General features: G+C 61.0%; 24 protein-coding genes. 18 read left to right on the top strand and 6 right to left on the bottom strand.

The features are described 5' to 3' along the window. The first annotated feature begins 27 nt into the window (after positions 1–27). The 3 genes from FUT88_RS02550 to FUT88_RS02540 all read left to right on the top strand — a co-directional run bounded on the left by FUT88_RS02550 (position 28) and on the right by FUT88_RS02540 (position 2,541). Complete coding sequence (locus tag FUT88_RS02550) at positions 28–840, top strand: inositol monophosphatase family protein (RefSeq protein WP_147213681.1); 813 nt, start codon at positions 28–30, stop codon at positions 838–840. 295 nt (positions 841–1,135) lie between these two features. Next, positions 1,136–1,840 (top strand): glutamine amidotransferase, encoded by a 705-nt coding sequence (locus tag FUT88_RS02545; protein ID WP_147213680.1) that lies wholly within the window; start codon positions 1,136–1,138, stop codon positions 1,838–1,840. Continuing rightward, positions 1,837–2,541, top strand: a complete 705-nt coding sequence (locus tag FUT88_RS02540; protein WP_147213679.1) for an MOSC domain-containing protein — start codon at positions 1,837–1,839, stop codon at positions 2,539–2,541. The genes FUT88_RS02545 and FUT88_RS02540 overlap by 4 nt, the downstream gene beginning before the upstream one ends. Before the next feature lie 12 nt (positions 2,542–2,553). On the opposite strand, the gene FUT88_RS02535 is transcribed toward FUT88_RS02540, so the two are convergent. Then, on the bottom strand, positions 2,554–4,371 hold the full coding sequence (locus tag FUT88_RS02535) for a methyl-accepting chemotaxis protein (RefSeq protein WP_147213678.1): 1,818 nt from the start codon (positions 4,369–4,371) through the stop codon (positions 2,554–2,556). Between the two features lie 69 nt (positions 4,372–4,440). Next, positions 4,441–6,324: a methyl-accepting chemotaxis protein gene (locus FUT88_RS02530; protein ID WP_147213677.1), complete on the bottom strand. Its 1,884-nt coding sequence runs from the start codon at positions 6,322–6,324 to the stop codon at positions 4,441–4,443. Positions 6,325–6,562: 238 nt separating this feature from the next. Between FUT88_RS02530 and FUT88_RS02525 the strand changes: the two genes are divergently transcribed. From FUT88_RS02525 to FUT88_RS26370, 5 genes are all read left to right on the top strand, one after another. Next, positions 6,563–7,459: a LysR family transcriptional regulator gene (locus tag FUT88_RS02525; protein ID WP_147213676.1), complete on the top strand. Its 897-nt coding sequence runs from the start codon at positions 6,563–6,565 to the stop codon at positions 7,457–7,459. 882 nt (positions 7,460–8,341) lie between these two features. Beyond that, complete coding sequence (locus tag FUT88_RS02520) at positions 8,342–8,680, top strand: hypothetical protein (RefSeq protein WP_186829220.1); 339 nt, start codon at positions 8,342–8,344, stop codon at positions 8,678–8,680. Positions 8,681–8,690: 10 nt separating this feature from the next. Further along, positions 8,691–8,984 (top strand): hypothetical protein, encoded by a 294-nt coding sequence (locus FUT88_RS02515; RefSeq protein WP_147213675.1) that lies wholly within the window; start codon positions 8,691–8,693, stop codon positions 8,982–8,984. Positions 8,985–9,308: 324 nt separating this feature from the next. Then, entirely contained in the window at positions 9,309–10,244 is a 936-nt protein-coding gene (locus FUT88_RS02510; RefSeq protein ID WP_147213674.1) for an SOS response-associated peptidase family protein, read from the top strand. A 14-nt stretch (positions 10,245–10,258) separates the two neighbouring features. Continuing rightward, positions 10,259–10,399, top strand: coding sequence for a hypothetical protein (locus FUT88_RS26370; protein ID WP_222614245.1), 141 nt, complete (start codon positions 10,259–10,261; stop codon positions 10,397–10,399). Between the two features lie 48 nt (positions 10,400–10,447). Here FUT88_RS26370 and FUT88_RS02505 read toward each other — a convergent pair whose 3' ends face one another. Next, positions 10,448–10,834 carry a hypothetical protein gene (locus FUT88_RS02505; protein WP_147213673.1) on the bottom strand — a complete coding sequence of 129 codons (387 nt, stop codon included), beginning with the start codon at positions 10,832–10,834 and terminating at the stop codon, positions 10,448–10,450. 435 nt (positions 10,835–11,269) lie between these two features. Here FUT88_RS02505 and FUT88_RS02500 point away from each other — a divergent pair, with 435 nt between their 5' ends. From FUT88_RS02500 to FUT88_RS02450, 10 genes are all read left to right on the top strand, one after another. Then, a complete protein-coding gene (locus tag FUT88_RS02500) occupies positions 11,270–12,670 on the top strand; it encodes a GGDEF domain-containing protein (RefSeq protein ID WP_147213672.1) in 1,401 nt (466 codons plus the stop codon). 99 nt (positions 12,671–12,769) lie between these two features. Beyond that, a complete protein-coding gene (locus tag FUT88_RS02495; protein ID WP_261796899.1) occupies positions 12,770–12,877 on the top strand; it encodes a type II toxin-antitoxin system HicB family antitoxin in 108 nt (35 codons plus the stop codon). A 166-nt stretch (positions 12,878–13,043) separates the two neighbouring features. Continuing rightward, positions 13,044–13,367 carry a hypothetical protein gene (locus FUT88_RS02490; protein ID WP_147213671.1) on the top strand — a complete coding sequence of 108 codons (324 nt, stop codon included), beginning with the start codon at positions 13,044–13,046 and terminating at the stop codon, positions 13,365–13,367. Positions 13,368–13,455: 88 nt separating this feature from the next. Then, positions 13,456–13,740 carry a hypothetical protein gene (locus tag FUT88_RS26515; RefSeq protein WP_147213670.1) on the top strand — a complete coding sequence of 95 codons (285 nt, stop codon included), beginning with the start codon at positions 13,456–13,458 and terminating at the stop codon, positions 13,738–13,740. A gap of 327 nt (positions 13,741–14,067) precedes the next feature. Next, positions 14,068–14,586 (top strand): hypothetical protein, encoded by a 519-nt coding sequence (locus FUT88_RS02480; RefSeq protein WP_147213669.1) that lies wholly within the window; start codon positions 14,068–14,070, stop codon positions 14,584–14,586. Positions 14,587–14,606: 20 nt separating this feature from the next. Further along, positions 14,607–16,451: an ATP-dependent nuclease gene (locus FUT88_RS02475; RefSeq protein ID WP_147213668.1), complete on the top strand. Its 1,845-nt coding sequence runs from the start codon at positions 14,607–14,609 to the stop codon at positions 16,449–16,451. A gap of 116 nt (positions 16,452–16,567) precedes the next feature. After that, the gene (locus FUT88_RS02470) at positions 16,568–16,858 is read left to right on the top strand and encodes a hypothetical protein (RefSeq protein ID WP_147213667.1); all 291 of its coding nucleotides are present in this window, start codon (positions 16,568–16,570) and stop codon (positions 16,856–16,858) included. 327 nt (positions 16,859–17,185) lie between these two features. Continuing rightward, entirely contained in the window at positions 17,186–17,836 is a 651-nt protein-coding gene (locus FUT88_RS26510; protein ID WP_261796898.1) for a Bro-N domain-containing protein, read from the top strand. A gap of 312 nt (positions 17,837–18,148) precedes the next feature. Further along, on the top strand, positions 18,149–19,216 hold the full coding sequence (locus tag FUT88_RS02455; protein WP_147213666.1) for an AAA family ATPase: 1,068 nt from the start codon (positions 18,149–18,151) through the stop codon (positions 19,214–19,216). A 403-nt stretch (positions 19,217–19,619) separates the two neighbouring features. After that, a complete protein-coding gene (locus FUT88_RS02450) occupies positions 19,620–21,458 on the top strand; it encodes a S8 family peptidase (protein WP_261796897.1) in 1,839 nt (612 codons plus the stop codon). A gap of 42 nt (positions 21,459–21,500) precedes the next feature. Here the strand turns inward: FUT88_RS02450 and FUT88_RS02445 are convergent, their stop codons facing one another. The 3 genes from FUT88_RS02445 to FUT88_RS02435 form a co-directional block, all read right to left on the bottom strand. After that, positions 21,501–21,962, bottom strand: coding sequence for a lysis system i-spanin subunit Rz (locus FUT88_RS02445; RefSeq protein ID WP_147213664.1), 462 nt, complete (start codon positions 21,960–21,962; stop codon positions 21,501–21,503). 264 nt (positions 21,963–22,226) lie between these two features. After that, positions 22,227–22,571, bottom strand: coding sequence for a hypothetical protein (locus FUT88_RS02440; RefSeq protein ID WP_147213663.1), 345 nt, complete (start codon positions 22,569–22,571; stop codon positions 22,227–22,229). Next, positions 22,572–23,210 carry a glycoside hydrolase family 19 protein gene (locus FUT88_RS02435; RefSeq protein ID WP_147213662.1) on the bottom strand — a complete coding sequence of 213 codons (639 nt, stop codon included), beginning with the start codon at positions 23,208–23,210 and terminating at the stop codon, positions 22,572–22,574. Positions 23,211–23,216 lie beyond the last annotated feature (6 nt).

Below are 23,216 nucleotides of genomic sequence, written 5' to 3'. Positions count from 1 at the left end.
TCGGCGCGCCAGGCGCGGAGATCCCACATGCATCCGATGCTCAATATCGCCGTCCGGGCAGCTCGCAAGGCCGGCACCGTCATCAACCGCGCGTCCTTCGACGTCGATAGCCTGCGCACCGAGCGCAAACAACACAACGATTTCGTCACCGAAGTCGACCGCGCAGCTGAAGCGGCGATCATCGAGGTCATCAAGACTGCCTACCCCGATCACGCGATTCTAGCGGAAGAGTCCGGCCAATCCTGGGCCGACGGCGAAACCGCCAGCGAAAACGTCTGGGTGATCGACCCGCTCGACGGCACGACCAACTTCATCCACGGCTTCCCGCAATATGGCGTATCGATCGCGCTGATGCAGCGTGGCGTCGTCACGCAGGCCGTGGTGTACGACCCGACGCGCGACGAGCTCTTCACCGCTTCCAAGGGCGCCGGCGCGTTCCTGAACAACCGCCGCATCCGCGTCACGCGCCGCGACAAGCTGGCCGACTGCCTGATCGGCACCGGCTTCCCCTACCGCGATCTGGAAGGCCTGTACGACTACACCCGCCTGTTTGCGACCATGACGGAAAACTGCGCCGGCCTGCGTCGCCCCGGCGCCGCCGCGCTGGACCTCGCCTACGTCGCCTGCGGCCGCCTCGACGGCTTCTTCGAGCAAGGCCTGAGCAAGTGGGACATGGCCGCCGGCTCGTTGCTGGTGACGGAATCGGGCGGTCTGGTGGGCAACTACACCGGCGAATCGGGGTATCTGGACCAAGGCGAAATCCTGGCCGGCAACCCGAAGGCTTTCGTGCAGATGATCAAGATCACCTCGCCGTTTTCGCGGTCGAGGGCTGAGGCTTGATTGCTTCAAGCACGCGTTGAAAAGCCCTCGCCCAGTGCGAGGGCTTTTTGTTTCGGCTATCCAGCAGTACGCGGCTGCCCGAAAACGTGGTTCGCTCAATAAAACAGCACATCCCGGCTTCGGCACCGGTTGGCTGGGATAACGCAAGGGGCGCCGCACTGAGGTCGATAGAAGGCAGATTGCAAGGTGCATCGGGAATGCGCCGCGTCCCGCAACAATCCCCCGCAAACCGCACGGGTTTTGCGGGCCGCGCTCCTCATTCACAATGAGCTCCCCCTCAACGCCACCGCCTGCCATGAAAACCGCCCTCGCCCTGCGCCACGTTCCATTCGAGCACCTCGGCCTTCTCCAGCCGGTCCTCAAGGCGCGCGGCTACACGGTGCGCACCGTTGACGTAGGTGTCCAGCCGGTGCCGACGGACGACATGGTGAATGCCGATCTGCTCATCGTGCTGGGCGGGCCGATCGGTGCGTACGACGATGCAACGTATCCGTTCGTACGCGATGAAGCAGCCGCCATTGCGCAACGGCTGGCGGCCCGCAAGCCGCTGCTGGGCATCTGCCTGGGTGCGCAGCTGATGGCCCGGGCGCTCGGCGCGGCGGTCAAGCCGATGGGCGTGAAGGAGATCGGCTTTGCCCCCATCACGCTCACGGCTGCAGGCACAGACTCACCGCTCGCGCCGCTGGCCGACGGCACGCCGGTGCTGCATTGGCATGGCGATCGATACGACTTGCCGCCTGGCGCGCAACGGCTGGCGTTCACGGCAGTCTGTTCAGAACAGGCCTTCGCCATCGGCAACCACGCACTCGCGCTGCAATTCCATCTGGAGGCAAATCTGGAGGAGCTGGAAGCGTGGCTGATCGGGCATGCGGCGGAACTCGGCGCGGCGGGCATCGACCCACGTGCGTTGCGGGCGCAGGTACCGGCCGTCGCGGAACGCCTGTCGCAACGCGCGCGCGAGGTCTTTACCGCTTGGCTGGATCGCGCGGAGGCCGCATGACGCTGCCCGGCCCCATCCGCATCGACACCGTGCTCACCGGGCGCGCGGTCGACTACACGCGCCCGGGCTCCCGCAGCGCCATCGACAAGCGCGCCGTGCGCGACGCGGTGGAAGTCGGCATCAACGGCATCGTTGGCGATGAGCAAGGCGATCTGCGAGTGCACGGCGGCCCTGACAAGGCGATTCATCACTACCCCTTCGACCACTACGCGGCTTGGCAAGCGGATATCGGCGCACAGCCGGTGCTCGCCCAGCCCGGCGCGTTTGGCGAGAACTTGAGCACGACGGGCATCAGCGAAGCGGACATCTGCGTGGGCGACCGCCTGCGCGCGGGGAGCGTGGTGCTGGAAGTGTCGCAACTGCGCCAGCCGTGCTGGAAGCTCAATGACCGCTTCAACACGCGCGACATGGCGCGCCGCGTGCAACACACGGGCCGCACGGGCTGGTATTACCGGGTTCTGGAAGGCGGCACGCTGCGCGCGGGCGATACGCTCGAATGGCTTGAGCGCCCATGGCCGCAATGGCCACTGTCGCGTGTGCTGGACGTGCTTTACCGCAACATGCTCGACCGTGCAGCGCTGGCCGACATGCTGACGCTGCCGCTCACGCCGTCATGGCGCAAGCTGGTCGAGGGCCGCCTCGCGCGCGGCGAGGTGGAAAGCTGGGCCAAACGCATCGATGGCCCAGCGCTCGAAGCCTGAGTTCCCGACCGATCAGAAGGTTTCCCAATCGGCGTCGGAACCGCCGCCGGCCACAGCCAGCGGTTGCTTGCGAGCCGGAGCAGCGGCAGAAACGGCAGCGGCGGGTGCTGCCGGCACAGAAGCCACCGGCTCAGCTGCCATCTTTGGCTCACGCTTGCGCAGCGCGGTTCGCGCGGGCTTGACCGTGCTGACCGGCTTTGCAGCGGCCTTGGCTTCAGGCTTTGCAACCTTCTGGGGTTTCGTCGCGGCCATTGCGGCAATCTCTGCCCCATCCAGCCGGAACTGCGACACCACCTGCGTGAGGTTCTGCGCCTGTTCTTCAAGCGACTGCGCGGCGGCAGCGGCCTGTTCGACCAGCGCTGCGTTCTGCTGCGTCACCTGCTCCATTTCTGTCACGGCCTGACCGATCTGCAGGATGCCTTGCGTCTGCTCGGCCGAGGCGGAAGCAATGTCCTCAACGATATTGGCGACGCGACGCACGGCCTCCACCGTCTCGTTGATGGTCTCGCCGGCCTGCGCAACCTGCGTGTGGCCCGCTTGCACGCGCGACACCGAATCGTCGATCAGCGTCTTGATTTCCTTGGCGGCGGCAGCGCTGCGCTGCGCGAGCGCGCGCACTTCACCAGCCACCACGGCAAAGCCGCGGCCCTGCTCACCGGCGCGGGCGGCTTCCACGGCAGCGTTGAGCGCCAAGATGTTGGTCTGGAAGGCAATGCCGTCAATCACGCCAATGATGTCGGCCATCTTGCGGGAGCCCGCGCTGATGTCGTCCATGGTGGCCACCACGCCGCGCACCACGTCGCCGCCGCGCGAAGCGAGGTCCGCCGCATTCGACGCCAGCGCGCTGGCCTGACGGGCATTCTCCGAATTGTTGGTCACGGTGGAGGTCATCTGCTCCATGCTCGCGGCGGTCTTTTCCAGCGAGGCAGACTGCTGCTCCGTACGCGTCGACAGATCGAGGTTGCCGCTGGCGATCTCGTGCGCGCCGGTGTTGACCGAATCGGAGCTGTGGCGTACCTGGCGCACGGTGTTGACCAGGCTTTCGCGCATGCGGGCCACGGCAGCCAGCAAGCGGCCCAGCTCATTGCGGCCGCCCGTTTTGACGTGCACCGCCAGATCGCCTTCAGCCACGCGGCTCAGCACGGTCACGGCTTCGTTGAGCGGCGTGATCACGAAGGCCTTGAGCCCGTAGAACACCGCCACGATCAACGCCAGCGCCATCGCAATACCAAGCGCCACGAACTTCAGAATCGTTTCATAGCGCGCGCGGCCGTTGTCGGCCTCGTCCTTGGCAAGCTTCTTCACGAGCTGTTGGAAATTCTCGATCTGCACCGACCACGCCGCACCGGTATCGGTCACATCTTTGTAATTGATCGGGGCATAGGCTGCGGCATCACCGGCGCGCAAAGCCGCCAGGGCGCGCTGCACGGCTTCGATGTGCGTCTGTGCGGCCTGGACGATCGCCTGGCGCAGCGACTCGTCTACACCTTCGATGCGTGGCGCATTCTTGAAGGCTTCCACCTGTTCGATTGCCTTCTTCAGGCCTTTGTCCGAGCTGGCGAGCGCCGCCGTCTTGGCAGCGTCATCCATGTTCTCCCGCAGGACGCTGTACAGGCGCGACATGCCGGTGCGCGCCCGCTGCATGTCCTTGTACGCGTCGTTCAACAGCATGCTGCGGTCGGAAATCTCATGCACGCGCTCGGTAGCCGTGTTGGTGGTGCGAAGGGCCAGCACACCCACCACCGCCCCGACGACGATCATCGATGCAAAGGTGATCAGAATCGCAAGCAGGCCAGCGCGCACGCTGGTGTTCTTCAAAATGCGGTCCATCTTTTCTCCGGGATCCGGGCAGGCACGCGATTGCGTGCGCGAGGTCAACGAGGGAAGGTCAATTGCAGGTCAGAAGGTTTCCCAGTCACCGTCGTCTCCGGCGGCCACCAGGGGCTTCGCTTTGGCGAGGCTCGCAGGGATGGCAGCAGGTGCAGACGGGCTCTTCTCGACTTTTTCGATTCGGTCAGCCGGCGTTGCAGCAGCCTTGCGCAGTACAGGCGGCTTGCGCGACGTCAACCGGGGCTTGGTGGCCTCGGTGCTCGGCTTGGCGGCCGCGCGGCGCGGCGCTTCAACCTTGGCGGCTGCCGGGGCGGACGGAGCAGCCGGCGTTGCAACCGCGACAGGCTTGGCCGGCGCAACCACCGCTTCAACCTTGGCCACCATGGCGGGAGCACGCAGCGCATGCGCATCGAGGCGGAACTGCGCCACCACCTGCGTGAGACTCACCGCCTGCTCTTCGAGCGATTGCGCGGCCGCGGCGGCCTGCTCCACCAGCGCGGCGTTCTGCTGCGTAGCGTCGTCAAGCTGCGTGACGGCGTGGCTCACCTCTTCAATGCCCGAGCGCTGTTCCTGGCTCGCCGACGAAATCTCGCCGACGATGTCGGTCACGCGCTTCACGCTCGCGACGATTTCGCGCATCGTCGTGCCGGCCTCTTCCACCAGCGCGCTGCCCGCATCCACGTTGACGACGGAATCGTCAATAAGCGCCTTGATTTCCTTGGCGGCCGCGGCACTGCGCTGCGCGAGGCTGCGCACCTCACCGGCCACCACGGCAAAGCCGCGGCCCTGCTCACCGGCGCGGGCAGCTTCCACGGCGGCATTCAGCGCGAGGATGTTGGTCTGGAAGGCAATGCCGTCAATCACCCCGATGATGTCGACGATCTTGCGTGACGACGCGTTGATCGAGCCCATGGTCTCCACCACGCGCGTCACCACATCGCCGCCGCGCACGGCCACATCCGAGGCGGACGCCGCCAGTTGGTTGGCCTGCTGGGCGTTGTCGGCATTCTGCTGCACCGTCGACATCAGCTGCTCCATGGCCGAAGCCGTTTCTTCGAGCGAGCTGGCCTGCTGCTCGGTGCGCGACGACAGATCGAGGTTGCCGCTGGCGATCTCGCGCGTGGCGGTGCCAATGGTTTCCGAAGCGCCCTTGATGCGGCCGATGGTCTGCACCAGCGCGCCGCGCATGCGGCTCATGGCGTAGAGCAGGCTGTGGTTGTCATCGGCACGCGTGGCGATCTCGACCGTCAGGTCGCCGCCGGCGATGCGATTGGCCACATCGGCTGCGTAGGCAGGGTCCCCGCCGAGCGTGCGCTGCAGGCCGCGGTTCGCGATGCCGCCCAGCAACACCAGCAAACCGCCCACCAGCACCAGCAGGCCGCCCGTCTGGTACAGCGAAGTCATGAATGCGGCATTGATGTCGTCCATGTAGACGCCGGTCGAGAAGACCCAGTCCCACGGCTCATAGCGCATTGCAAAAGCCGTCTTGGGCACCGGTTCCGTGCCGCCGACCTTCGGCCAGACGTAGCTGGTGAATCCGCCCTTGGGATCTTTGGCCGCGTTGGTCAGGCCCATGTAGACCGCATTGCCTTGCGCATCCTTGAAGCCGGATTGGTCCTTGCCGATGAATTCCGGCTTGATCGGGTGCATCACCACCACGTTGTTGGAGCTCGTGATGGTGAAGTAACCATCCTTGTCGTAGCGCAGCGCCTTGAAGCGGTCGAGCGCCTCCTTCTGCGCGGCGTCTTTGGTCAACGTACCGTTCTTCGTCAGGTCGTCGTACTGCTTGGCCAGGTTCATGGCCATGGTCGTCACGCTGACGAGGTTGTTCTTGCGCTCCTCCACGCGGATCTCGCGCGCCTGATACGCGTTGAATACCGAGATCAAGGTCAGCGCGACAAGGCTGATGACCAACGGCAGCCAAAGCTTTTGGCGAAAGCTGAGCTTGCTCATTCCAGAGTCTCCGGATGCGGAGCCGCGAGGCGCCGTTTGCGCAAACGCGGTTCCACTATGGTTTTAGGGGTCCGGATGGTCTATCGGCAGGCAGAGCGCCAACCTTGAGGGCGCCTGCCCGCGCGAGGAGCCGCTGCGCGGCATTTCGACGCTCCCACGGCGACGCCCGCGCCCGCCGATCTTTGCAAATCGCGCCACATTGGGCAGAATTCTTTTGATCTGAAATTGATAATCAGCGATGAAAACCACGCTCGAAGAACTGCTCGCGTTCCGCACGGTGGTCGATACGGGCTCCGTCACGGCCGCTGCGGAGCAACTCGGCCAGACCGTGTCGGGTGTGAGCCGGGCGCTGCGCCGCCTGGAAGAGAAGCTGGACACCACCCTGCTCTCGCGCACCACGCGCCGCCTGTCCCTCACCGACGAGGGTGCGACGTTCCTGGCGCAAGCGCGCAGCATCCTCGCCGCCGTCGACGAGGCCGAGGAGCAGATCGCCCTGCGCCGCCAGCAGCCAGCAGGCCGCCTGCGCGTCAACGCTGCCATGCCGTTCATGCTGCACGTGGTGGCGCCGCTGGTGCCGGACTTCCGCGCACAGTATCCGCAGATCGAGCTGGAACTGAACACCAACGACCTGATCATCGACCTGCTGGAAGAAGACACCGACGTGGCGATCCGCATCGGCACGCTGCGCGACTCCACCCTGCGCGCGCGTCTGCTCGGCACGCGGCGACTACGGGTGCTGGCAAGCCCCGCCTATCTGAAAGCACACGGCCGGCCGCGTCATCTGGATGACCTGCAGAAGCACGCCCTGCTCGGCTTCGTGCAGCCGGAATCGCTGAATCTCTGGCCTCTGCGCGGCCCGCACGGCGACCGCCTGCGCATCGAGCCCACGCTCAAGGCATCAAGCGGTGAAACCCTGCGCCAACTCGCACTGCAAGGCGCGGGCATCGTCTGCCTGGCCGACTTCATGACCGCCGAAGACCGCCGCGCCGGCGATCTTGTGCAGGTGCTGCCGGATGCCACCGTCGAGGTACTGCAGTCAATTCACGCGGTGTACTACCGCAACACGCAGCTGGCGTCGCGGATTGCGTGCTTTCTCGACTTTCTGGAAGCCCGGCTCGCCGACGATAAGCAGTGAAGCAGCATCGCGGGTATGCAACAATTGCGCGATTCAACACCTTCCGCGCGCGGCCTGATCGCATGACATCGGGCCGCGCGCTGCGCATTGGTACTCATGGCTGAACACTCCGCTCCGGTTCTGGAGATCGACCCGAAATACGGCCCCTTCGACAAGCACACTCCAATGATGCAGGGGTACTTACTTGTTGCTGAGCAGGGGATTTCGAGCGAAGTTACGCCAAGAGCTACGCTGATTTCACCGAAAAAGCGGGCGGTAGTCCGATATTCGAGCGTGGCGGTGCCGGGACGGAAGCCATGGTGCGCACCACCAACGCACTGCCCGAGAGAGTCAGCGCATGTCCGGCCGACATCGTTCCCGGCACAGCGCCTCGCACTCCCGGCACAGCGCTATACACGTGGCGGCGTCAGTGACAAGCGCACATGCAACGGCCAACGAGACACAGCGCTCCATGCACGCGCGAAAAACGAGCCCTGCAAGCTGCCTTTCATCCTCCGCTCGCAACGCGGCGGCCAAGTAGCACGCATGGCTACATTCGAGCGCTGCGACCGCGATCTCCTTTGACACGCTCGGCAAATTCGCCAAACGCTCGCACGCTTCCGCGCACGCCATAAAGCGATCAGGAAGCACCCGGAGGCGGCGCCTGTGAGGTTTTGCGGCGTTTCGGAAGCGGAGGTCATGATCCCGATGGAAATGCTCGAGCAATTCCGACAGTGTCGCGCACTTGCCCGGTTAGATCGGTAAATAATCTGCGTGCAGCTATCGCTGTCTTGCTATTACGCCACCAATGCGATGACGTGCGGCGTAGCTCACGTCTGCATTGTCTACGTTGACGCGTAGCATCCGGCCTACGATACTGTATAAACATACAGTACTCGTACCATGCCCTACCCCCTCCGCATCGAATACCCCGCGCTCAGCACCGAGCAACTGACGGCCATCGGCGACCGCTATGGCCACGACCCTGTCGTGCGGCGGTTGGTGATGGAAGTGCAGGCCCTGCGCAACCTCGTCTTCCGCGTGCACCAGGTCGCGGTGGCGGCCGGCCCGGGCGGCCGAACAGACGCGTTCGGCATTGCCGTCGCGGCGCTGCACGAAGAGCTCGCAGCCGAGACATGGTTCCACGAGGACGTTGCGCGCCTTGAGGCATACCGCGCGTCCCGCCCGGCCGAGCCGTCCCCTCACGACCGCCGGGCGATGCGCAACGCTCGCAAATGGTGACGGTGCGCCCATGTCGAAATACATCCGCGAGCGCTTTCCCGCGCTCACCCTTGCCGAGCTGCACAAGCTGGCCGAAGACCACCGCGACAACGAAACCGTCATGCGGCTCCTCTGGGAGATCCGCGCGCTCCACAACGTCGGCTACCACGCCTGGCGCTTGGAAACCGAGCAGTATTTCGTCTACCCGGACAACCCGCTCGGCGCCGCGCTTTTGGCCCTGCGGGCTGTGCTGCAACAAGAGGGCTGGCTGTCCGAGATGATCGTCAAGATCAGAGCGGAGCGACCGCCAGCCGACCGGAGGTAACTGCCTGAAATACAGGGCCGGAAGCTCCCTCTTATTGGTGGTTTAATTCCTACTCCCATCGCCGATAATCAAAGCACGCAGGATGCTCTATGGCCCGTACCTGGTGCCTCCTGCGTTTTATGACGGCTCATCTGAGGGGGAGCGTCACGCCCGCGTGTGCAGGGCGCTTTTTTTGGTTCGCAGCAAACGTTTTACGCGGGCTGGCGAATCGATACGGCCTTCGCAGTGCCTCCCCATACCGGCTCGGGCCGATGAGGGTATACCGCCGCGCTAACGCAGCGGCGCGCACCGTATCATCAGACACCCCACTGCAAGGGTGCCTCCATGTGCTACTCCGCCCAAATCGAAGCCGACTACCGACGGTTCGTACACGAGTACGGCGCCATCATGTCGCTCGACGATTTCACGCGGATGGTGATGGAGTACTTCGCCAGCCCGAAGATGCACGTCCCGAGGGCCATGACCGCGCATTTCCTCGAATCGCCCGAGACTGACGAAGAAAAGAAAATCGCCGAGGTCATCCGCGCGCGCACGGCCGCAGACGAGATCGCGCTGCTGCAGGAGCTGGCCAAGCAGACCGAACGGCTGGAGAAAGCCCAGCAATCCCTCGCTGCCAAGGCCACCAAGAAAGCCGCTGAAGACATCCGCATCGCCACCAACAAGATCGCGGCAGCGAAGGGCAAACTCGAAGAACTCAAGAGCACCGAGCTGAAGCCACGCGACTCGCGCATCTACCCCGGCTGGTACGCGCCCGTGATGGTCATGGAGAATGGCCGGCGCGTCGTCAAGCCGATGCGCTACCAGTGCCGCCCCGCCGGCAAGCCCGCCTTCTACGACGAACAGTACCCCGGCACCTACAACGCCCGCCGCGACAACCTGCGCGGCTTCTGGAAAGGCCAATACGGCCACACACACGGCCTGGTCCTGGTCGATGCGTTCTATGAGAACGTGACCGGGCCAGACGGCAAAAACGTCATCCTCGAATTCCGCCCCGACCCGCCGCAAACGCTGCTCGTTGCCTGCGTGTGGTCACACTGGCGCGCGACCAAGCCCGGCGAAACGGATCTGCTGTCGTTCGCCATCATCACCGACGACCCGCCGCCGGAGATTGCCGAGGCCGGGCACGACCGCTGCCCGGTGCCGATCAAGCCGGAGAACTTTGATGCGTGGCTGAACCCGGAGCCGCGCGACCTCGATGCCGTGGACGCGATTTTGGATGACAAGCCACGGATTTTCTACGCGCACTCGAAGGTAAGTTAGCGACGCACATTGCCATGGCAGAAGTAATCAATGGCATGTCAGTACCACCTGAAATCGCGCATCCCTTCGACGCCTTGCCCGATGTCGTCGGACAGATCCACCGAGGGCTCGAAAGCGAGTTGGGGTATAGGAAACAAATCAACCAGAGCGCCTGATGTGCCGCACCCGCGCAACTTTGGTAGCAGTCCCCCCGTTGGGACTGTTCATATCGCAGACGTCCTATCTGGCCAGAACACGTTTAGGGGTACGACGACACTGATATCGAACCCCTCCTCCCCGTCACTCACACGGGGGCCACTATCGAGCGCCCACGCTGCCCATGCTTTCAGCCGAGAACATCGGTCAGCGCGTTCAGCCTGTGGCAATTGCAGGTAGGTCGCCAACATCGCCGAAGAGAGATAGAAGGACAGCGAATTCACTGCCTCCTGCCCATCAATGGTGCCCACCCGCCACCACGCGTGAACGTACAGTTCTGATAGATAGTCCTCTTCGAGTCGCAACACCGCGTTTTCTGGAAGTACCCCAAGGATCGCAGTGCGGAGTTCGCCATGCGCAGCGCAGCGAATGGCATCTAAGTCTTGCCGTTCCATGCTCTATCCATCCTTCCTGCGCACCCACGCGTGCCTTTCACTGGAGCATAGTCATGGGGTGCCAGACTAGGTTGACAAGGCTCAACGGGGCCAGCGATTACCAGCCGTTTCAAGCGTGCGCAGGCTGATTGCTGCGCACGTTTGATTCTCTCGGGGCGGACAGACATGAGGGCTTCGGGCCCTGCCGGCCACTCCTCCGGTCTGCCAACGTGTTCTGTCCGCCTGCCCTCATTACGAGTCTAAAATTGCTGACTCCGTGTCCAACGGTGGGCCGGGTGCTGACTTCTCGTTGAGCGCACCGGATCGAGGCCTTATCTTAAAAACTTGGATGACCAGGATTGCCGACACAGGAAATCTCGAAACGGGACACGTCGGACACTAAATATTGCGCCAAGGCCGTCGATACTTCATGTTGACAACCCGCGCGCCGCATTTATGACCGAAACCCTTCAAGTGGAAGGCGCCTCCCCTTCCCGCCACGAGCTCCATGCTGCTGCAGTCGTGTCGGCGACCATTATTGCCTTGGCAATCGTCTCTTTCATCGGTGCACGTATCCAATTGCCAGAGGTCAGGGCATTCCTGCCCATCTTCCTGACAATGGTGGTCCTGTTTGAGGGCTTGACGGGCTATCTCCTGCTGCAGCGTGCGCGCCTAGCTGGTGCGCCCTTCTACGGAGTTCTTGCCGGCGCTTACATCTTTACTGCCTCGGTAGCGGCAGCTCAACTGCCTGCCTTTCCTGGTCTCTTATCGGAGACCGGCCTTTTAGGCACCGGCCCGCAAACGGCTGTATGGCTTTGGACGTTCTGGCACTCCGGATATCCGCTTTTGGCGTTGCTGGCGGGGCTGAGCCGACATTTCCACGAGCGCGCACAACCGCATCAGCCTGTCTCAGCCATTCTTAGGGCTCTCCGTTGGACCGGTCCTGTGGCTGCCGCAGTCATTGTGCCGCTTTGCATCTGGGGCACGAGCGTTCTTCCACAACTCATTCAGGGTGGAACTTACGCCAACCTGGTCCACATCTTAGGTGTGCCAGTTATCGGCGCGAATGTCGCTGCGCTTGTTGGATACCTGTCGCTGACCAGGCTACGCCGTTCGGTGGACGTATGGGTGGCTGTTGCACTGGTCGTCAGCCTTGCAGATTCGGTACTCACGCTGCACGGCGGAGCACGATTCACATTGGGCTGGTATGCGGCACGGGTGCTGAGCGTGGTGTCGTCGGCGGTTGTGCTAGCTATGCTGATTGCTGAAATCACGCGGCTGTACGGTGCTCTGATTGCCGCAAACAGAAGACTCGAACAGCAGGCGTCATTGGATGGTTTGACCCAGATTGCGAATCGACAGGCTTTCGCCAATCGATGGGACACAGAGTGGCGACGAGCAGAGCGGGAGGGAACACCGCTCTCGATTCTCATGATCGACATCGACCATTTCAAGCAGATCAACGATACCTTTGGCCATGGTCGTGGAGATGCATATCTGATAGCCGTTGCGAGTGTCCTTTCGCAAATCGCAGCTCGGCGGGGGACGGACTTCGTTGCCCGCTATGGCGGCGAAGAGTTCATCGTCCTCCTTCCAAACACCGGACGCCTCGGCGCACAGCAGGTTGCTGAGCGAGTACGCCGCGACGTCGAGGCGGCCGCCTTGCCTGCGCCAACGATGGGCGGTGTTGTTACAGTAAGTGTCGGGGTGGCGACCGATATTCCAGCGCAGCACGAAATCGCGGACCACACCTACGACGGAATGTCCGCGCGCGCAACAGCAGAAGTGTTCGCTAGGGCCGATATGGCACTCTACGATGCCAAACGGGCGGGCAGGAACGCAGTCGCCATTCGCTGAATTGCACAGCGGCACGATTAGTGGTGCCGCCTGAAGTGAGGCCGGCGGTTTTTCGCAGAGGTGCAAAACCCGTCGCGTAACAAACTAGGAAGAAAGGCCGTGCAATTCCCCACCGCGATTCACAAAGACAAGGGAAGCGTCTATAGCGTCACGGTGCCGGACATTCCCGGCGTGCATTCCTCGGACAATAAGATCGAAGGGATGTGATCGATCACCCTGCCAGGAAGAACCCCGCGATGCGGGTTTTTTTTGCTCGCACCCGACACGCAGCCATGCATATATGGGAGTACAGTGGGACACCATCCTCCCGTTCCGCACACGGTCTCTTGCCCGTTGATGCTCCGACTGGCGATGTAAGTCATGGAGACCCGTGATGCTCGACCTTGTCGCGTTTACAAAACCGATACTGGATGAAATAACCGGCCAGGATCTGCGGACCTGGCACTCCGCGCCGTGTGTGCTCGGTGCAAACTGGCAAGTACCTGAGTTCGACAGCCGTATCTGGCGTGGGAGAACGCTGACGATCGCATTCACTCACGAAGTCATGAATCAATTGATGCACGCAGATCGGCAAGACCTCTGTCAGCTGCAGTGCATGCTTGACCGAGTTCTGCGGTCGCAGTTGGGCCTGCATGCCCAAGCGGACCATGGAGATGGGTTGCTCGTGATCACCGTAGATCAACTAGCGGACGCATGACCGCCGCGGCCGTGAGCAGGTACTGCTAGCAGTCAAAATCGATGCCTAGCCGGGCATTGATGACGAACGCCACCGGTAGAAGCCAGTCATGATTACAAGCCCGTCTGCCACGTACAAAGGGTTCGATCTGTATCCATTGGTGTACCGGACTGAGACGGTTCCGTCCTGGCCACGCACGCGTCTCGAACGTACTTTCAACGCATCTGTAGTGATCTGCCGCGCAGGTCATCCGCCTGGAAGTGAACACTCGCGCGTCTTTCGGATGACTCCCACCGCGTGGGGGAACGTCGGCACCGCAAGACGGGGCGTGCTCAAGTTCGGCGAAGACGTTATCAATGGTTTGGTCCCCGGCGAATCGGTAGCATCGCTGTAACGCCCGCACCTCGTTTCTGTAATCGCAATTTTGATATTGCGTTGGCGAGGCGTGTTGCTCGCGGGACACAGGACAGATTTCCCACTCCCCCCTCACGCCCACGGTGAAGTAGTCACAGCAGCTGCATTGGTACTCGAGATCCATTGAGGCGCACCGGTCGTTGCAAAACGATGATTCTCGCTCATTGGCGGTATGGTAACGGGCACGCTATCGGCCAAGAGCTGCAACTGCCACCCCAAGGGCAACCACACACTGTTGGCCCGCGAACAAGCGGCGTATGCTTGGCTTTTCGGCTAATAGAAGCCCTAGAGCACAACGACTCAAAGCATGCTCGCACGACACAATGCAGCTCTGACTGCAGCCGCCTTTCTAGTTCTGCTGTTCCTCACAGGCTTCGGCATCTACCTCTCAGCCTATTGCTATGTCGCATCGCTGTTCCCGCGGTTCTACATCGCCTTGGCCGGAGGGATCGTTGTAGGAATGGTGTTCACCCTGATCGAGCTTCAGGGGCAAAAACCATCTCCAGCGAAAAAGAGAATGCCCGTGGAGCAGTTCGTCTGCTTCGGGTTGGTTGGGTTCTTGGCTGCGTGGATGTGGGCCACCGCGCTGCCGAGGATTACATCTAACCGCGTACTCACATCGCAGGCGTCGTATGTGAGAGTGCCGGGGTTCAAAAGCTGCCGCTACGCCATCGAATTTGATGATCCTGGGCGGGCCGGCGCAATCCGGACGTGCGCTTCGCTGTGGGGCCTCCACCCCGTCCCCGAGCGCGGCACGATCAGCGTCACCGAGAAGGTCAGCGGGCTGGGGGTCTATCTTATGGACATCAAGTTTAATCCTTCGTAGAGAAGTCAAAGGAACAAGAAATGCACATCACGAAGATCAGCATCGCAAACTACAAGAGCTTTCACGAGGAAACAGAAATTTTACTTGCCCCCGGGATGAACTTAATTCTCGGCGAGAATAATTCAGGAAAGAGCGCAATTCTCGACGCAGTTCTTCCCCGAGAAATTAAAGCAAGCCCTCATCTTTCCGAAGAAACCAAGCCTCACACCGCGGATTCCCCATCACCGGAATCCACAATAAAGCTTACTTTTTCTTTGAAAAAAGAAGAGGTTAGGCGTTATCTTGGCGATCAATTTTATATTCTCCCGCCATCTGATCAACCTGATATCTACAACGATTTCCCCACATTCCTTAGATCCGCCTCAGAGTTAGATTTTCTCATAACAACGAACGCGCAATTTAACAGCCTATCGATTGCTTTCCAATCAATTATAAACGGCCGAAATTACGGCCCGACACAGGTTAACCCGAACATACACCCATACTACATCTCCACAAGCACAAACATCGAAGAAGGCCAAATTTCAAATCGAAGCCAACTATTCGAGGCACTGCATGCACAGTGCAATTTTCTCTTAGACAAACTATACAGATTTAAAGCCGAAAGACTGAATGTTGATCGCCACGGTTTCGGCGCATCCGGCCATCTTAGGTCAGATGCAGGGAACCTGCCGGAATGCCTAAATTATTTCCAATCGCACAACCCCGATCTTTTTGACGAATACAACGAATATGTGACGCGCGTCTTTCCGAACGTATATCGTGTGCAGGCCACGCCGGTTCAGGGCCAGACGCAGTTGGAGATTCGCGTATGGTTAGTCCCAACAAAGACGAGGCGCCCCGACATCTCCATTCCTCTCTCGCAATGCGGCACAGGCATTGGACAAGTTCTCGCCATTCTTTATGTTGCGATGAGTGCGCCGATGCCATTGACGATTGCCATAGATGAGCCCAACAGCTTCCTGCACCCCAAGGCAGTACGGACCCTCCTCCAGATACTGAATGACTTGGAGACGAAGCATCAGTACATCATCACAACACACTCACCCGAGGTCATTCGCTCTGCGGAAGCAAGCACCATTACAAATGTGGTCAATGAGCTCGGCGTATCAAAGGCACTTTCACTCGACCCCAGCAATCTTGATGACATCCAGAAAGGACTTGCAAACATTGGGGCTAAACTTTCTGACGTTTATGGTGCCGATCAGATTCTGTGGGTGGAGGGCGAAACGGAAGAACTAACTTTTCCCCGCCTTGCTTCCGAAATAGCGAAGATCAAAACAATTGGCATTTCCATTTTGAAAGTCAACTCGACTGGTGATTTTGAATCTAGGAAAACGCGCCCGCGCATGATCTTTGATGTGTACACCAACCTAAGCAAGGCAGGCGCACTATTGCCCCCGGCCGTCGGATTCATTTTTGACAGCGAAGGAAGACCGAGCCACGAGATATCGAGCTTGTCCGCCGCATCTAACGGACTGGTACATTTCCTTCCCCGCCTTTGTTTTGAGAACTTTATTCTCCACCCGCAAGCGATTGCGGAGACGCTATCGAGCTCAACGAAGCAAACATTCGGCGCCGACGCCATCAAAAATTGGATCGAAGAAAACGGGCGCCAACAGAGCTATCTATCGTCGACGACCGACATTCCGGACGAAGCTGATCTCCTTTCTTCGAGCGTTTGGTTGACGCGAGTGCACGCGCCGAAGCTGCTGAAGGACCTTTTCGCGGCCCTTCCTGAACAGCCCGAGCAATACCGCAAGACGACCCATTCCGTGCAGATTACCGAGTGGCTGATTGCAAACGAGCCAGCGTTCCTGCAACCGCTGGCCGATGTGGTGTCGGGCGCCTTGTCGGCTTCATAACGTACAGTAGGCCGAATTGCCGATGCCTTTGGGGCTGCCAGGGCTTTCGCTCGACGTTGCCCTGTGACCATAACGTGTGATGTCTGCACCGCAGCGTAGTCAAGAATTTACTGGAAATGAATGACTCCACCATCAACGAACTCGCTTCCCTGTACGGTCTGCACGATGAGGCAGGCCCCGCGCTGGATAGAGCAATCCGCGCACTCGAAGAAGCTGCTGCAGCGAACAAGGCATATTTGATTCTGAAGTTCGATGGCGAACGCACGTCGAAGAGGTACACAACCGTTTTCAGCGCCTCCCACATTCGAGCTGGCGTAGTCCGTATTGACGGCAACAGCATGGGCGAATGCCTCGCCCAGTTGTTGGCCAACGTCATTGACCTCAAAAAGGCAGGCCGGATTCTGTAAGCAAGGCCGACACCGATTCTGATCACGTCCGGGATCGGCGACACTCCACCGGTTTGCCCATTCAGCCCGCCACGTCTTATACTCAAGATGTTGCCGGAAACACCGGCACACGGGATTGGCGTCCCGGTATACTTCGGCGCATACGAGCCGCGCCTGCACATTGGTCGCGGCTTTTTGTTTGCGCAGCATGGTTCTCCTTCGGGCGGGCTGTGCGGGAGGGCTTCGGCCCTGCCGGTTCCGAAGTACCGGTACGCCAACCTGCACAGTTCCGCCCACCCGATTGGCGTCGGGTTGGCGGTTCGCACACCGCTACTTCGGAGTCATGCCATGACTGGTACGTCTGTTGGCGCGTCCGCGCTCGCCCCTACCCCCAACACCTTCAATTTCGAATCCCATGCGGTCCGCGTTGTCATGCGTGACGACGAGCCGTGGTTCGTTGCAGCCGACGTCTGCCGCGCGCTGCAACTCACGAATCCGACCAAGGCGCTTCTTTCCCTCGATGCTGACGAGAAAGCCCTAACTTCAATTCAGGGCTTATCCCGGGGAAACGATCAGGCCAACGTCATCAGCGAATCCGGCATGTACACCCTCGTCCTGCGCTGCCGAGACGCCGTGAAGCCCGGCACCGTGCCGCACCGCTTCCGCAAGTGGGTCACGTCCATCGTCCTGCCCGCCATCCGCAAGACCGGCCAGTTCACGGCACAACCGTGCATCGACGATGCCCCCGCCGCCGCCCGCACACCCGCCGACCTCGCCAGCCTCTACCCCGCCGACGTCGAGCGCGCGCTGCAACTACTCAACAAACACATCTACCAGGCAGACCGCTACACCGGCATGCTCATCGTCCTGCAGGACGACGAAGCCAAAGAACCCGTCGTCATCTCCGCCGGCAGCTATCGGCACAAGCGCGCCCGCGCGCTGACTGACTTTGCGCGCGCGTCGGTGCAGATTTCGGATTTGATTGAGGCGGGGGTGTAGGGGGTGGGATGGGGCTCGCATCGCTGGGCGAGTGGCGGCGGTGCGGGTTGTTGGGGTAATGCTACTTCACCCAAAAGAACAAGACGGACGCATCCACTGCATGCCGCGGCTGACACAAGACAGTGCACCGCGCCGACCGGCCCGGAGCCGAGTGCAGATCACACGGTAGCTTTACATCTTGGCAGATTTACTTGCCAAAACCAGAACCCTGCTTGACAATCTGTCTGTCATGATTGACAGACAGCCCCATCACCGTTGCCTAATCTTATGCTTTCCTCTACCGCCGACCTCATCGCCTTTGCTGAGGCCGCCATGTCCGCCGACTACGATCGCATCCGCCAGGTCGGACAGCGGCTGTGTAAAGAATTGGCAACTCAGGACGCCGAAGCGGCAAGGCTGTTGAAGCAAGCGATTGGCCGCAAGGGTGTACCCCTCCGTGCGGCGGGATACACGGAAGCACTGCCCGTGGATAACAAATCCCGCCTTCCATTGCTGGAAGCGCATGAGTTGCCGGACGCCCCCATTTTTTTGGACGAACAAGGAAAGGCAGCCTTTGACGCCTTCTTGGCCGACGCAACAAACTTCGACAAGCTGGTCGCACGCGGAATCGCCTCGCGTCTTGCCTTGATGCTCTCCGGCCCTCCAGGGACTGGCAAGACGCTTTTAGCTGGTCACATAGCGGCTCATCTCGGACGGAAACTGTATGTGGTCCGCTTGGATTCGGTCATCTCGTCACTGCTTGGTGACACCGCCAAAAACATCCGAGGTATTTTTGATTTCGTCGCCGGCAAGAACGTCGTCTTATTCCTCGACGAATTAGATGCCATTGCAAAGATGCGTGACGACCGTAACGAATTGGGTGAATTGAAACGGGTCGTCAATACAGTCATTCAAGGAATCGACTCACTGGAACCGAGTAGCGTGGTGATTGCAGCAACAAATCACGCACAAATGCTTGACACAGCTATCTGGAGGCGTTTTCCTTACAAAATCTCCTTTGGCATGCCGGATTGCCAACTGCGAGAGGCATTATGGTTCCACTTTCTCGGAGATGACTCTTCTTATGAGGTCGCTTCGCGAATGCTTGCGCTGTTATCGGAAGGACTCAACGGTGCGGATATTCAGCAACTGGCGCTCGCAGCTCGTCGGTCAGCGGCACATAAGGATGAGAGCATTAATATGTGGAATCTCGCGTGCTCGGTCATGCGCCGGCCGCTAGGCACTGTGACCAACGGTGACGTATCTGTTAGTGACAAGCGACGGTTAATCGAAGTACTCGCCCAAGAGCATGGTGTTCCGAAGGCCGAGATTGCGAGGTTCCTTGGCGTTACTCGCCAAGCCATTTCACCTTATCTAAAGCCCACAGAAGATGGCAACTAACGCTCGGCCGGTTCTAAATCCTGTTCTGACGTTAAAGACTGACCCCCGCCCACGCTCGGTCACGGGAGGCGGACTTAATGAGACTGACATTCGGACGGAACGCCTTGAGCAACAACGCGTACGCATAGCGGACCAACTCCGAGAAATAGCAACTGCTCCCCATACGCTTAACGCTGGATTCCTGCTTGTCGTCGTCGGAATGTTCGAGGACTCCCTAGCTCCCAGCTACACTCCTTCTGTCATTTTCAACGATGGGGACCGTTCAAAGCTTATTGCCCCCGTCCCCAAAGGCTATTTGGTTCAGATCCGCCGGGACGCATGCGAAGCCTTGGCGTCCTACATCGAGTCCACAACCCGCATAGAAGCGCGAGCGATAATTTCGAGAATCGAGCGGGTAGAGACGATGTTCACTTCGCCTCTTGCAGGCGGGCAGGACTTCGACGCGCTGTGGAACGCCGCTGCGGTACGCGATGGCAATTCACGAATTTTCACCGCTTGGCTGGCCCCGTTCTTCGACGCTGCGGCACGCACGAGTGTGACGACGTTCGTTAACGACCTGCACAGTCGTCAGCGGATTCAATCGCTGTCTAATCTCATCGGAATCACACGCGAGCCGGGGTCCGACACGGACCAACTGCAAGTTCAAACTGCACCCGCCTCTTTGAGCGTCGCTAGGGCGACACGCGCATACCGACAAGCGCCGTTCACGCAGTTCGAATTTGTCGCTGATGACGTTCAGGTACTTCGGGACCTGATTGCTGCTGGCGCAGTCTTCCGCATCGATCCGGTCGGCCCGGTCGCTGCTGCGGTAACGCCGCGGGCGCCCGACCCAGATCGGCCGATCCCAGACGAGCAATGGCAGCCAATCGTCGGGATCGTCGACGGAGGCCTATTCGCGAGAAGCTATGAACCAATGGTTGCATGGCGCGCACCGTCGCTAGTCGCTGACGTTGCAGCAAATCGCAAGCATGGCAATCAAGTTACATCGCTCGTCGTACAAGGGGCCGCATGGAACACTCATCTTGCGATCCCCGATCTCGTTTGTCGGGTTGGCATCGCGCAGTCCATCGCCAATGAGGACAGCACGGGAGCGACATCAGTTGAGCTAGAGAGCTATTTGCGGGCGGTCATTGGACGCCATAGCGGTGACACAAAGGTTTGGAACATGTCGTTCAGCGAACCAGTTAAGGGCGACCGCCCCTTGTTCATGAGCCGGTTGGGACATGGCCTTCACAAGATTGCGCGTGAGTTCGGAGTGTTGCCAGTCGTCGCAATCGGCAATCACGCCCCGGAGAATTCCGTAAGGCTGTGTCCGCCCGCAGATTGCGAAGCAGCATTAACCGTCGCCGGACGGCAACCTAGCCCGAACGGCGAGCCGGGATCGGAATGCACAGTTAGTTTGCCCGGCCCAGGGCCGGAAGGACTATTCAAGCCAGAGGTGTCATGGTTTTCACCCCTGAGAGGCCTTGGGGGTGAAACTCTGACAGGATCCAGTTATGCCACTGCAATCACCTCGGCGCTTGCAGCCCATACGTTCCACAATCTTAGAGAGCCCACACCTGATCTCGTTCGAGCTCTTTTAATCAACGCATCCGAGCGCGAGACATTCCACCACAGACTTGGATGGGGTACCCCGTATCAGAACGACCGCCTGCCATGGGTATGTGCCGAGGGAAGCGTGACCTTGGCGTGGACTGCTAGTCTTGCAGCGGGCTTCTGGCACTACTGGGACGACATTCCTATTCCTCCCGAGTTTGTGCATGAGGGCAAACTCCGAGGCCGTGTTGCGTTGACCGCCATCTTGGACCCGTTGGTGTCGGAACTCGGTATGGCTAACTATTTTGCCACGCGCGTACAAGTTGCCCTCCAGTATCGAAAACCGGACGGCAAGGTTGGAAGTCTCGCCGGAAGTATGCGAGAGGACCGCGCAGCCGAAACAGAGGCACGAGCGTCGTTGGGTAAGTGGAACCCTATCCGCCATCACGTGAAGCACGTCCGAAACGGATTAGCTTTTAGCGGGAGCACTTTGCGTGTGTGCGCGCGAATCTTTCCTCGCGACCTCTACCAGTTCGGATACTCCGGCAACGCGGAAGTACCGCCGAGCAACGTCGCATTTGTTCTATCGCTGACCGCACCCAGCGATTACCCAGGCCGCACGTCCATTTATAACTCCCTGGTCGCACAGTTGGGCAACTACGTCGAAAGCGCTGTCACCGATGTCGATATCAATGTTCAGCAGTAGCGCAGCATGTGACTCTGGCCCGCTCCCTCCCCTGCAAATACCTCAGTTTCTCCGCATCCCGCTCCGCTCCTGCGAAGAGATCGACAAGATCCGCCGCATCGTCTCCAGATAGCTCACATCGGCCGGCGGCTCCATCGCCCAGGCCGCGCCGGGCTGATCTTCACCTGCGCCGGCGCCGGCGTCGGGCTGGCAACGGGCGCGCACTGACATCCGTACATCACCAGCAGCAAGAGCGCGCTGCAGGCGCGTGTTTTCAGCGGTGGCACGTTGCATCTCCGAGAAATGGGTACGGTCGAGCGCGTCGAGCTGGTCGGTAAGCTGCCGGTGCTTTGCCAGCGCAGCCTGCAGCGCCGTCACGACGGTATCGACGGCGGTCTGGCGCTCGATGGCGTGGTCGCGTTGGATCTGCGCGATGGCGGTTTCGTACCGGTTGGCCTGCCAGCCCCACGCGGCTGCTGCAGCCACCGCTGCCACTGCCAGGAGCCGGACGATTGCGAAGTTCATTGGCGTTGCCTTGTCGGATGATGTACGTGACCCACAGCCCCGCCACCGCCAGCACGCAGTGCAGTTGCACGGTGGCGATGTCCCGATGGGCGTGGAGCGAGGCGGCGGCGCTGCCAAGCGCGCACAGGGCCACGGCGCACAGCAGCAGCGCCCCGCGCAGCCCGTGCGGAATGGCCTGCGTGAGCGCAGACCACGCCGCGCCCGCGCAGATGGCCACGAGCGCCACGATGTCGATGGCGGTCAGCACGTCGTTTTGGGTGAGCGTCATTCCTTGCGGCCTCCTGTCCAGCGTTGGGCCGCTTGTTGCAGCCAGTCGTGCACCAGGCGCCGCAGCGCCGGAAGCTCGCCGTATGCGTAGCCGACGATGGTCAGCCCAAACACGCCGGCGATAAACTTGACGGCATCCGACACCAGCCCCGCCGGCACTTGCCACAAGCCAATGACGCCGTTGCCGAGGTAATGCGCGCACACAACGCCCAGCAGCAGCGAAGCCACACGCTGCACAGGCGTGCCCGGGATGAACCGCAACGACACCAGCGCTCCGGCTGCGCTCGGCAGAATCGTGTCCAACACGCGCAGCAGCGCGCCCCAACCTGTTGGCTGTGCCATCTATGCTCCCAATGCTTGTTTGGCGACCGCCCAGCGCGCGCGGCGGGGCTCTGCGCCTTCCATGGCGGGGCCGTTGATGCGGCGCGTGATTTCGTCGAACTTGCCGGCGTCGGCCAGCTTGCCCAGCCCGAAGGCCCACCAGTACCAGCCGGCGGAGAGCGCGGCGGTGTCGTCCCGCTCGAGCAGCTCGGGGCACGCAACGAGATCGAGATCCAGTGCATGGCCGCACTCGCGGTAGTTGGCGCGGAAGGTGATTTGCTTGAGGCCGCGGCCCCGGTACCGCCAGCCGTCGCCGCTAGCAGCGTCGCCATTGCCGTAGCGGTTGGCGTAGGCGATGTTGGCGATGCGCTGCTGCCGCTCAAGCGGCACTGCGCGCTCGCCCGGTTGTCGGCCGAGCGTGGCGGCCAGTGCGGGCGTGACGCGCGAGAACATGGCGGGCAGCGCCGCCACGGCGTAGTTGAACGATTCCGTGACACGCGTGAAGCCTGCGGACTCATGCCCGATCTGCGCGATAAAGGCCGCCTGCTGCGCGGGTGTGGAGATGCCGAAGCGCTTGCACGTGGCCTCGATGTGCGGCCACCAGCGATCGGCGAGCGCCGGCGGCAAGGCTGCAGCCTTGCTGAAGGATTGTTTGTTCATGGCTTG

Origin of the sequence: Ralstonia sp. TCR112, from assembly GCF_007997035.1 — a bacterium.
GTDB lineage: Bacteria > Pseudomonadota > Gammaproteobacteria > Burkholderiales > Burkholderiaceae > Ralstonia > Ralstonia edaphi.
Note: the sequence above shows the minus strand (reverse complement) of the source record. Positions and strands in the feature narration are given on the sequence as shown.

Coding starts and splice junctions, on each gene's coding strand:
- FUT88_RS02435 (WP_147213662.1), bottom strand. CDS start 23,210: ATGAACAAACAATCCTTCAGCAAGGCTGCAGCCTTGCCGCCGGCGCTC.
- FUT88_RS02480 (WP_147213669.1), top strand. CDS start 14,068: ATGCTCGCACGACACAATGCAGCTCTGACTGCAGCCGCCTTTCTAGTT.
- FUT88_RS26370 (WP_222614245.1), top strand. CDS start 10,259: ATGGCAGAAGTAATCAATGGCATGTCAGTACCACCTGAAATCGCGCAT.
- FUT88_RS02490 (WP_147213671.1), top strand. CDS start 13,044: ATGCTCGACCTTGTCGCGTTTACAAAACCGATACTGGATGAAATAACC.
- FUT88_RS02545 (WP_147213680.1), top strand. CDS start 1,136: ATGAAAACCGCCCTCGCCCTGCGCCACGTTCCATTCGAGCACCTCGGC.
- FUT88_RS02520 (WP_186829220.1), top strand. CDS start 8,342: ATGCCCTACCCCCTCCGCATCGAATACCCCGCGCTCAGCACCGAGCAA.
- FUT88_RS02475 (WP_147213668.1), top strand. CDS start 14,607: ATGCACATCACGAAGATCAGCATCGCAAACTACAAGAGCTTTCACGAG.
- FUT88_RS02525 (WP_147213676.1), top strand. CDS start 6,563: ATGAAAACCACGCTCGAAGAACTGCTCGCGTTCCGCACGGTGGTCGAT.
- FUT88_RS02530 (WP_147213677.1), bottom strand. CDS start 6,324: ATGAGCAAGCTCAGCTTTCGCCAAAAGCTTTGGCTGCCGTTGGTCATC.
- FUT88_RS02550 (WP_147213681.1), top strand. CDS start 28: ATGCATCCGATGCTCAATATCGCCGTCCGGGCAGCTCGCAAGGCCGGC.
- FUT88_RS26510 (WP_261796898.1), top strand. CDS start 17,186: ATGACTGGTACGTCTGTTGGCGCGTCCGCGCTCGCCCCTACCCCCAAC.
- FUT88_RS02510 (WP_147213674.1), top strand. CDS start 9,309: ATGTGCTACTCCGCCCAAATCGAAGCCGACTACCGACGGTTCGTACAC.
- FUT88_RS02515 (WP_147213675.1), top strand. CDS start 8,691: ATGTCGAAATACATCCGCGAGCGCTTTCCCGCGCTCACCCTTGCCGAG.
- FUT88_RS02455 (WP_147213666.1), top strand. CDS start 18,149: ATGTCCGCCGACTACGATCGCATCCGCCAGGTCGGACAGCGGCTGTGT.
- FUT88_RS02535 (WP_147213678.1), bottom strand. CDS start 4,371: ATGGACCGCATTTTGAAGAACACCAGCGTGCGCGCTGGCCTGCTTGCG.
- FUT88_RS02440 (WP_147213663.1), bottom strand. CDS start 22,571: ATGGCACAGCCAACAGGTTGGGGCGCGCTGCTGCGCGTGTTGGACACG.
- FUT88_RS02445 (WP_147213664.1), bottom strand. CDS start 21,962: ATGAACTTCGCAATCGTCCGGCTCCTGGCAGTGGCAGCGGTGGCTGCA.
- FUT88_RS02540 (WP_147213679.1), top strand. CDS start 1,837: ATGACGCTGCCCGGCCCCATCCGCATCGACACCGTGCTCACCGGGCGC.
- FUT88_RS02505 (WP_147213673.1), bottom strand. CDS start 10,834: ATGGAACGGCAAGACTTAGATGCCATTCGCTGCGCTGCGCATGGCGAA.
- FUT88_RS02450 (WP_261796897.1), top strand. CDS start 19,620: ATGTTCACTTCGCCTCTTGCAGGCGGGCAGGACTTCGACGCGCTGTGG.
- FUT88_RS02470 (WP_147213667.1), top strand. CDS start 16,568: ATGAATGACTCCACCATCAACGAACTCGCTTCCCTGTACGGTCTGCAC.
- FUT88_RS26515 (WP_147213670.1), top strand. CDS start 13,456: ATGATTACAAGCCCGTCTGCCACGTACAAAGGGTTCGATCTGTATCCA.
- FUT88_RS02500 (WP_147213672.1), top strand. CDS start 11,270: ATGACCGAAACCCTTCAAGTGGAAGGCGCCTCCCCTTCCCGCCACGAG.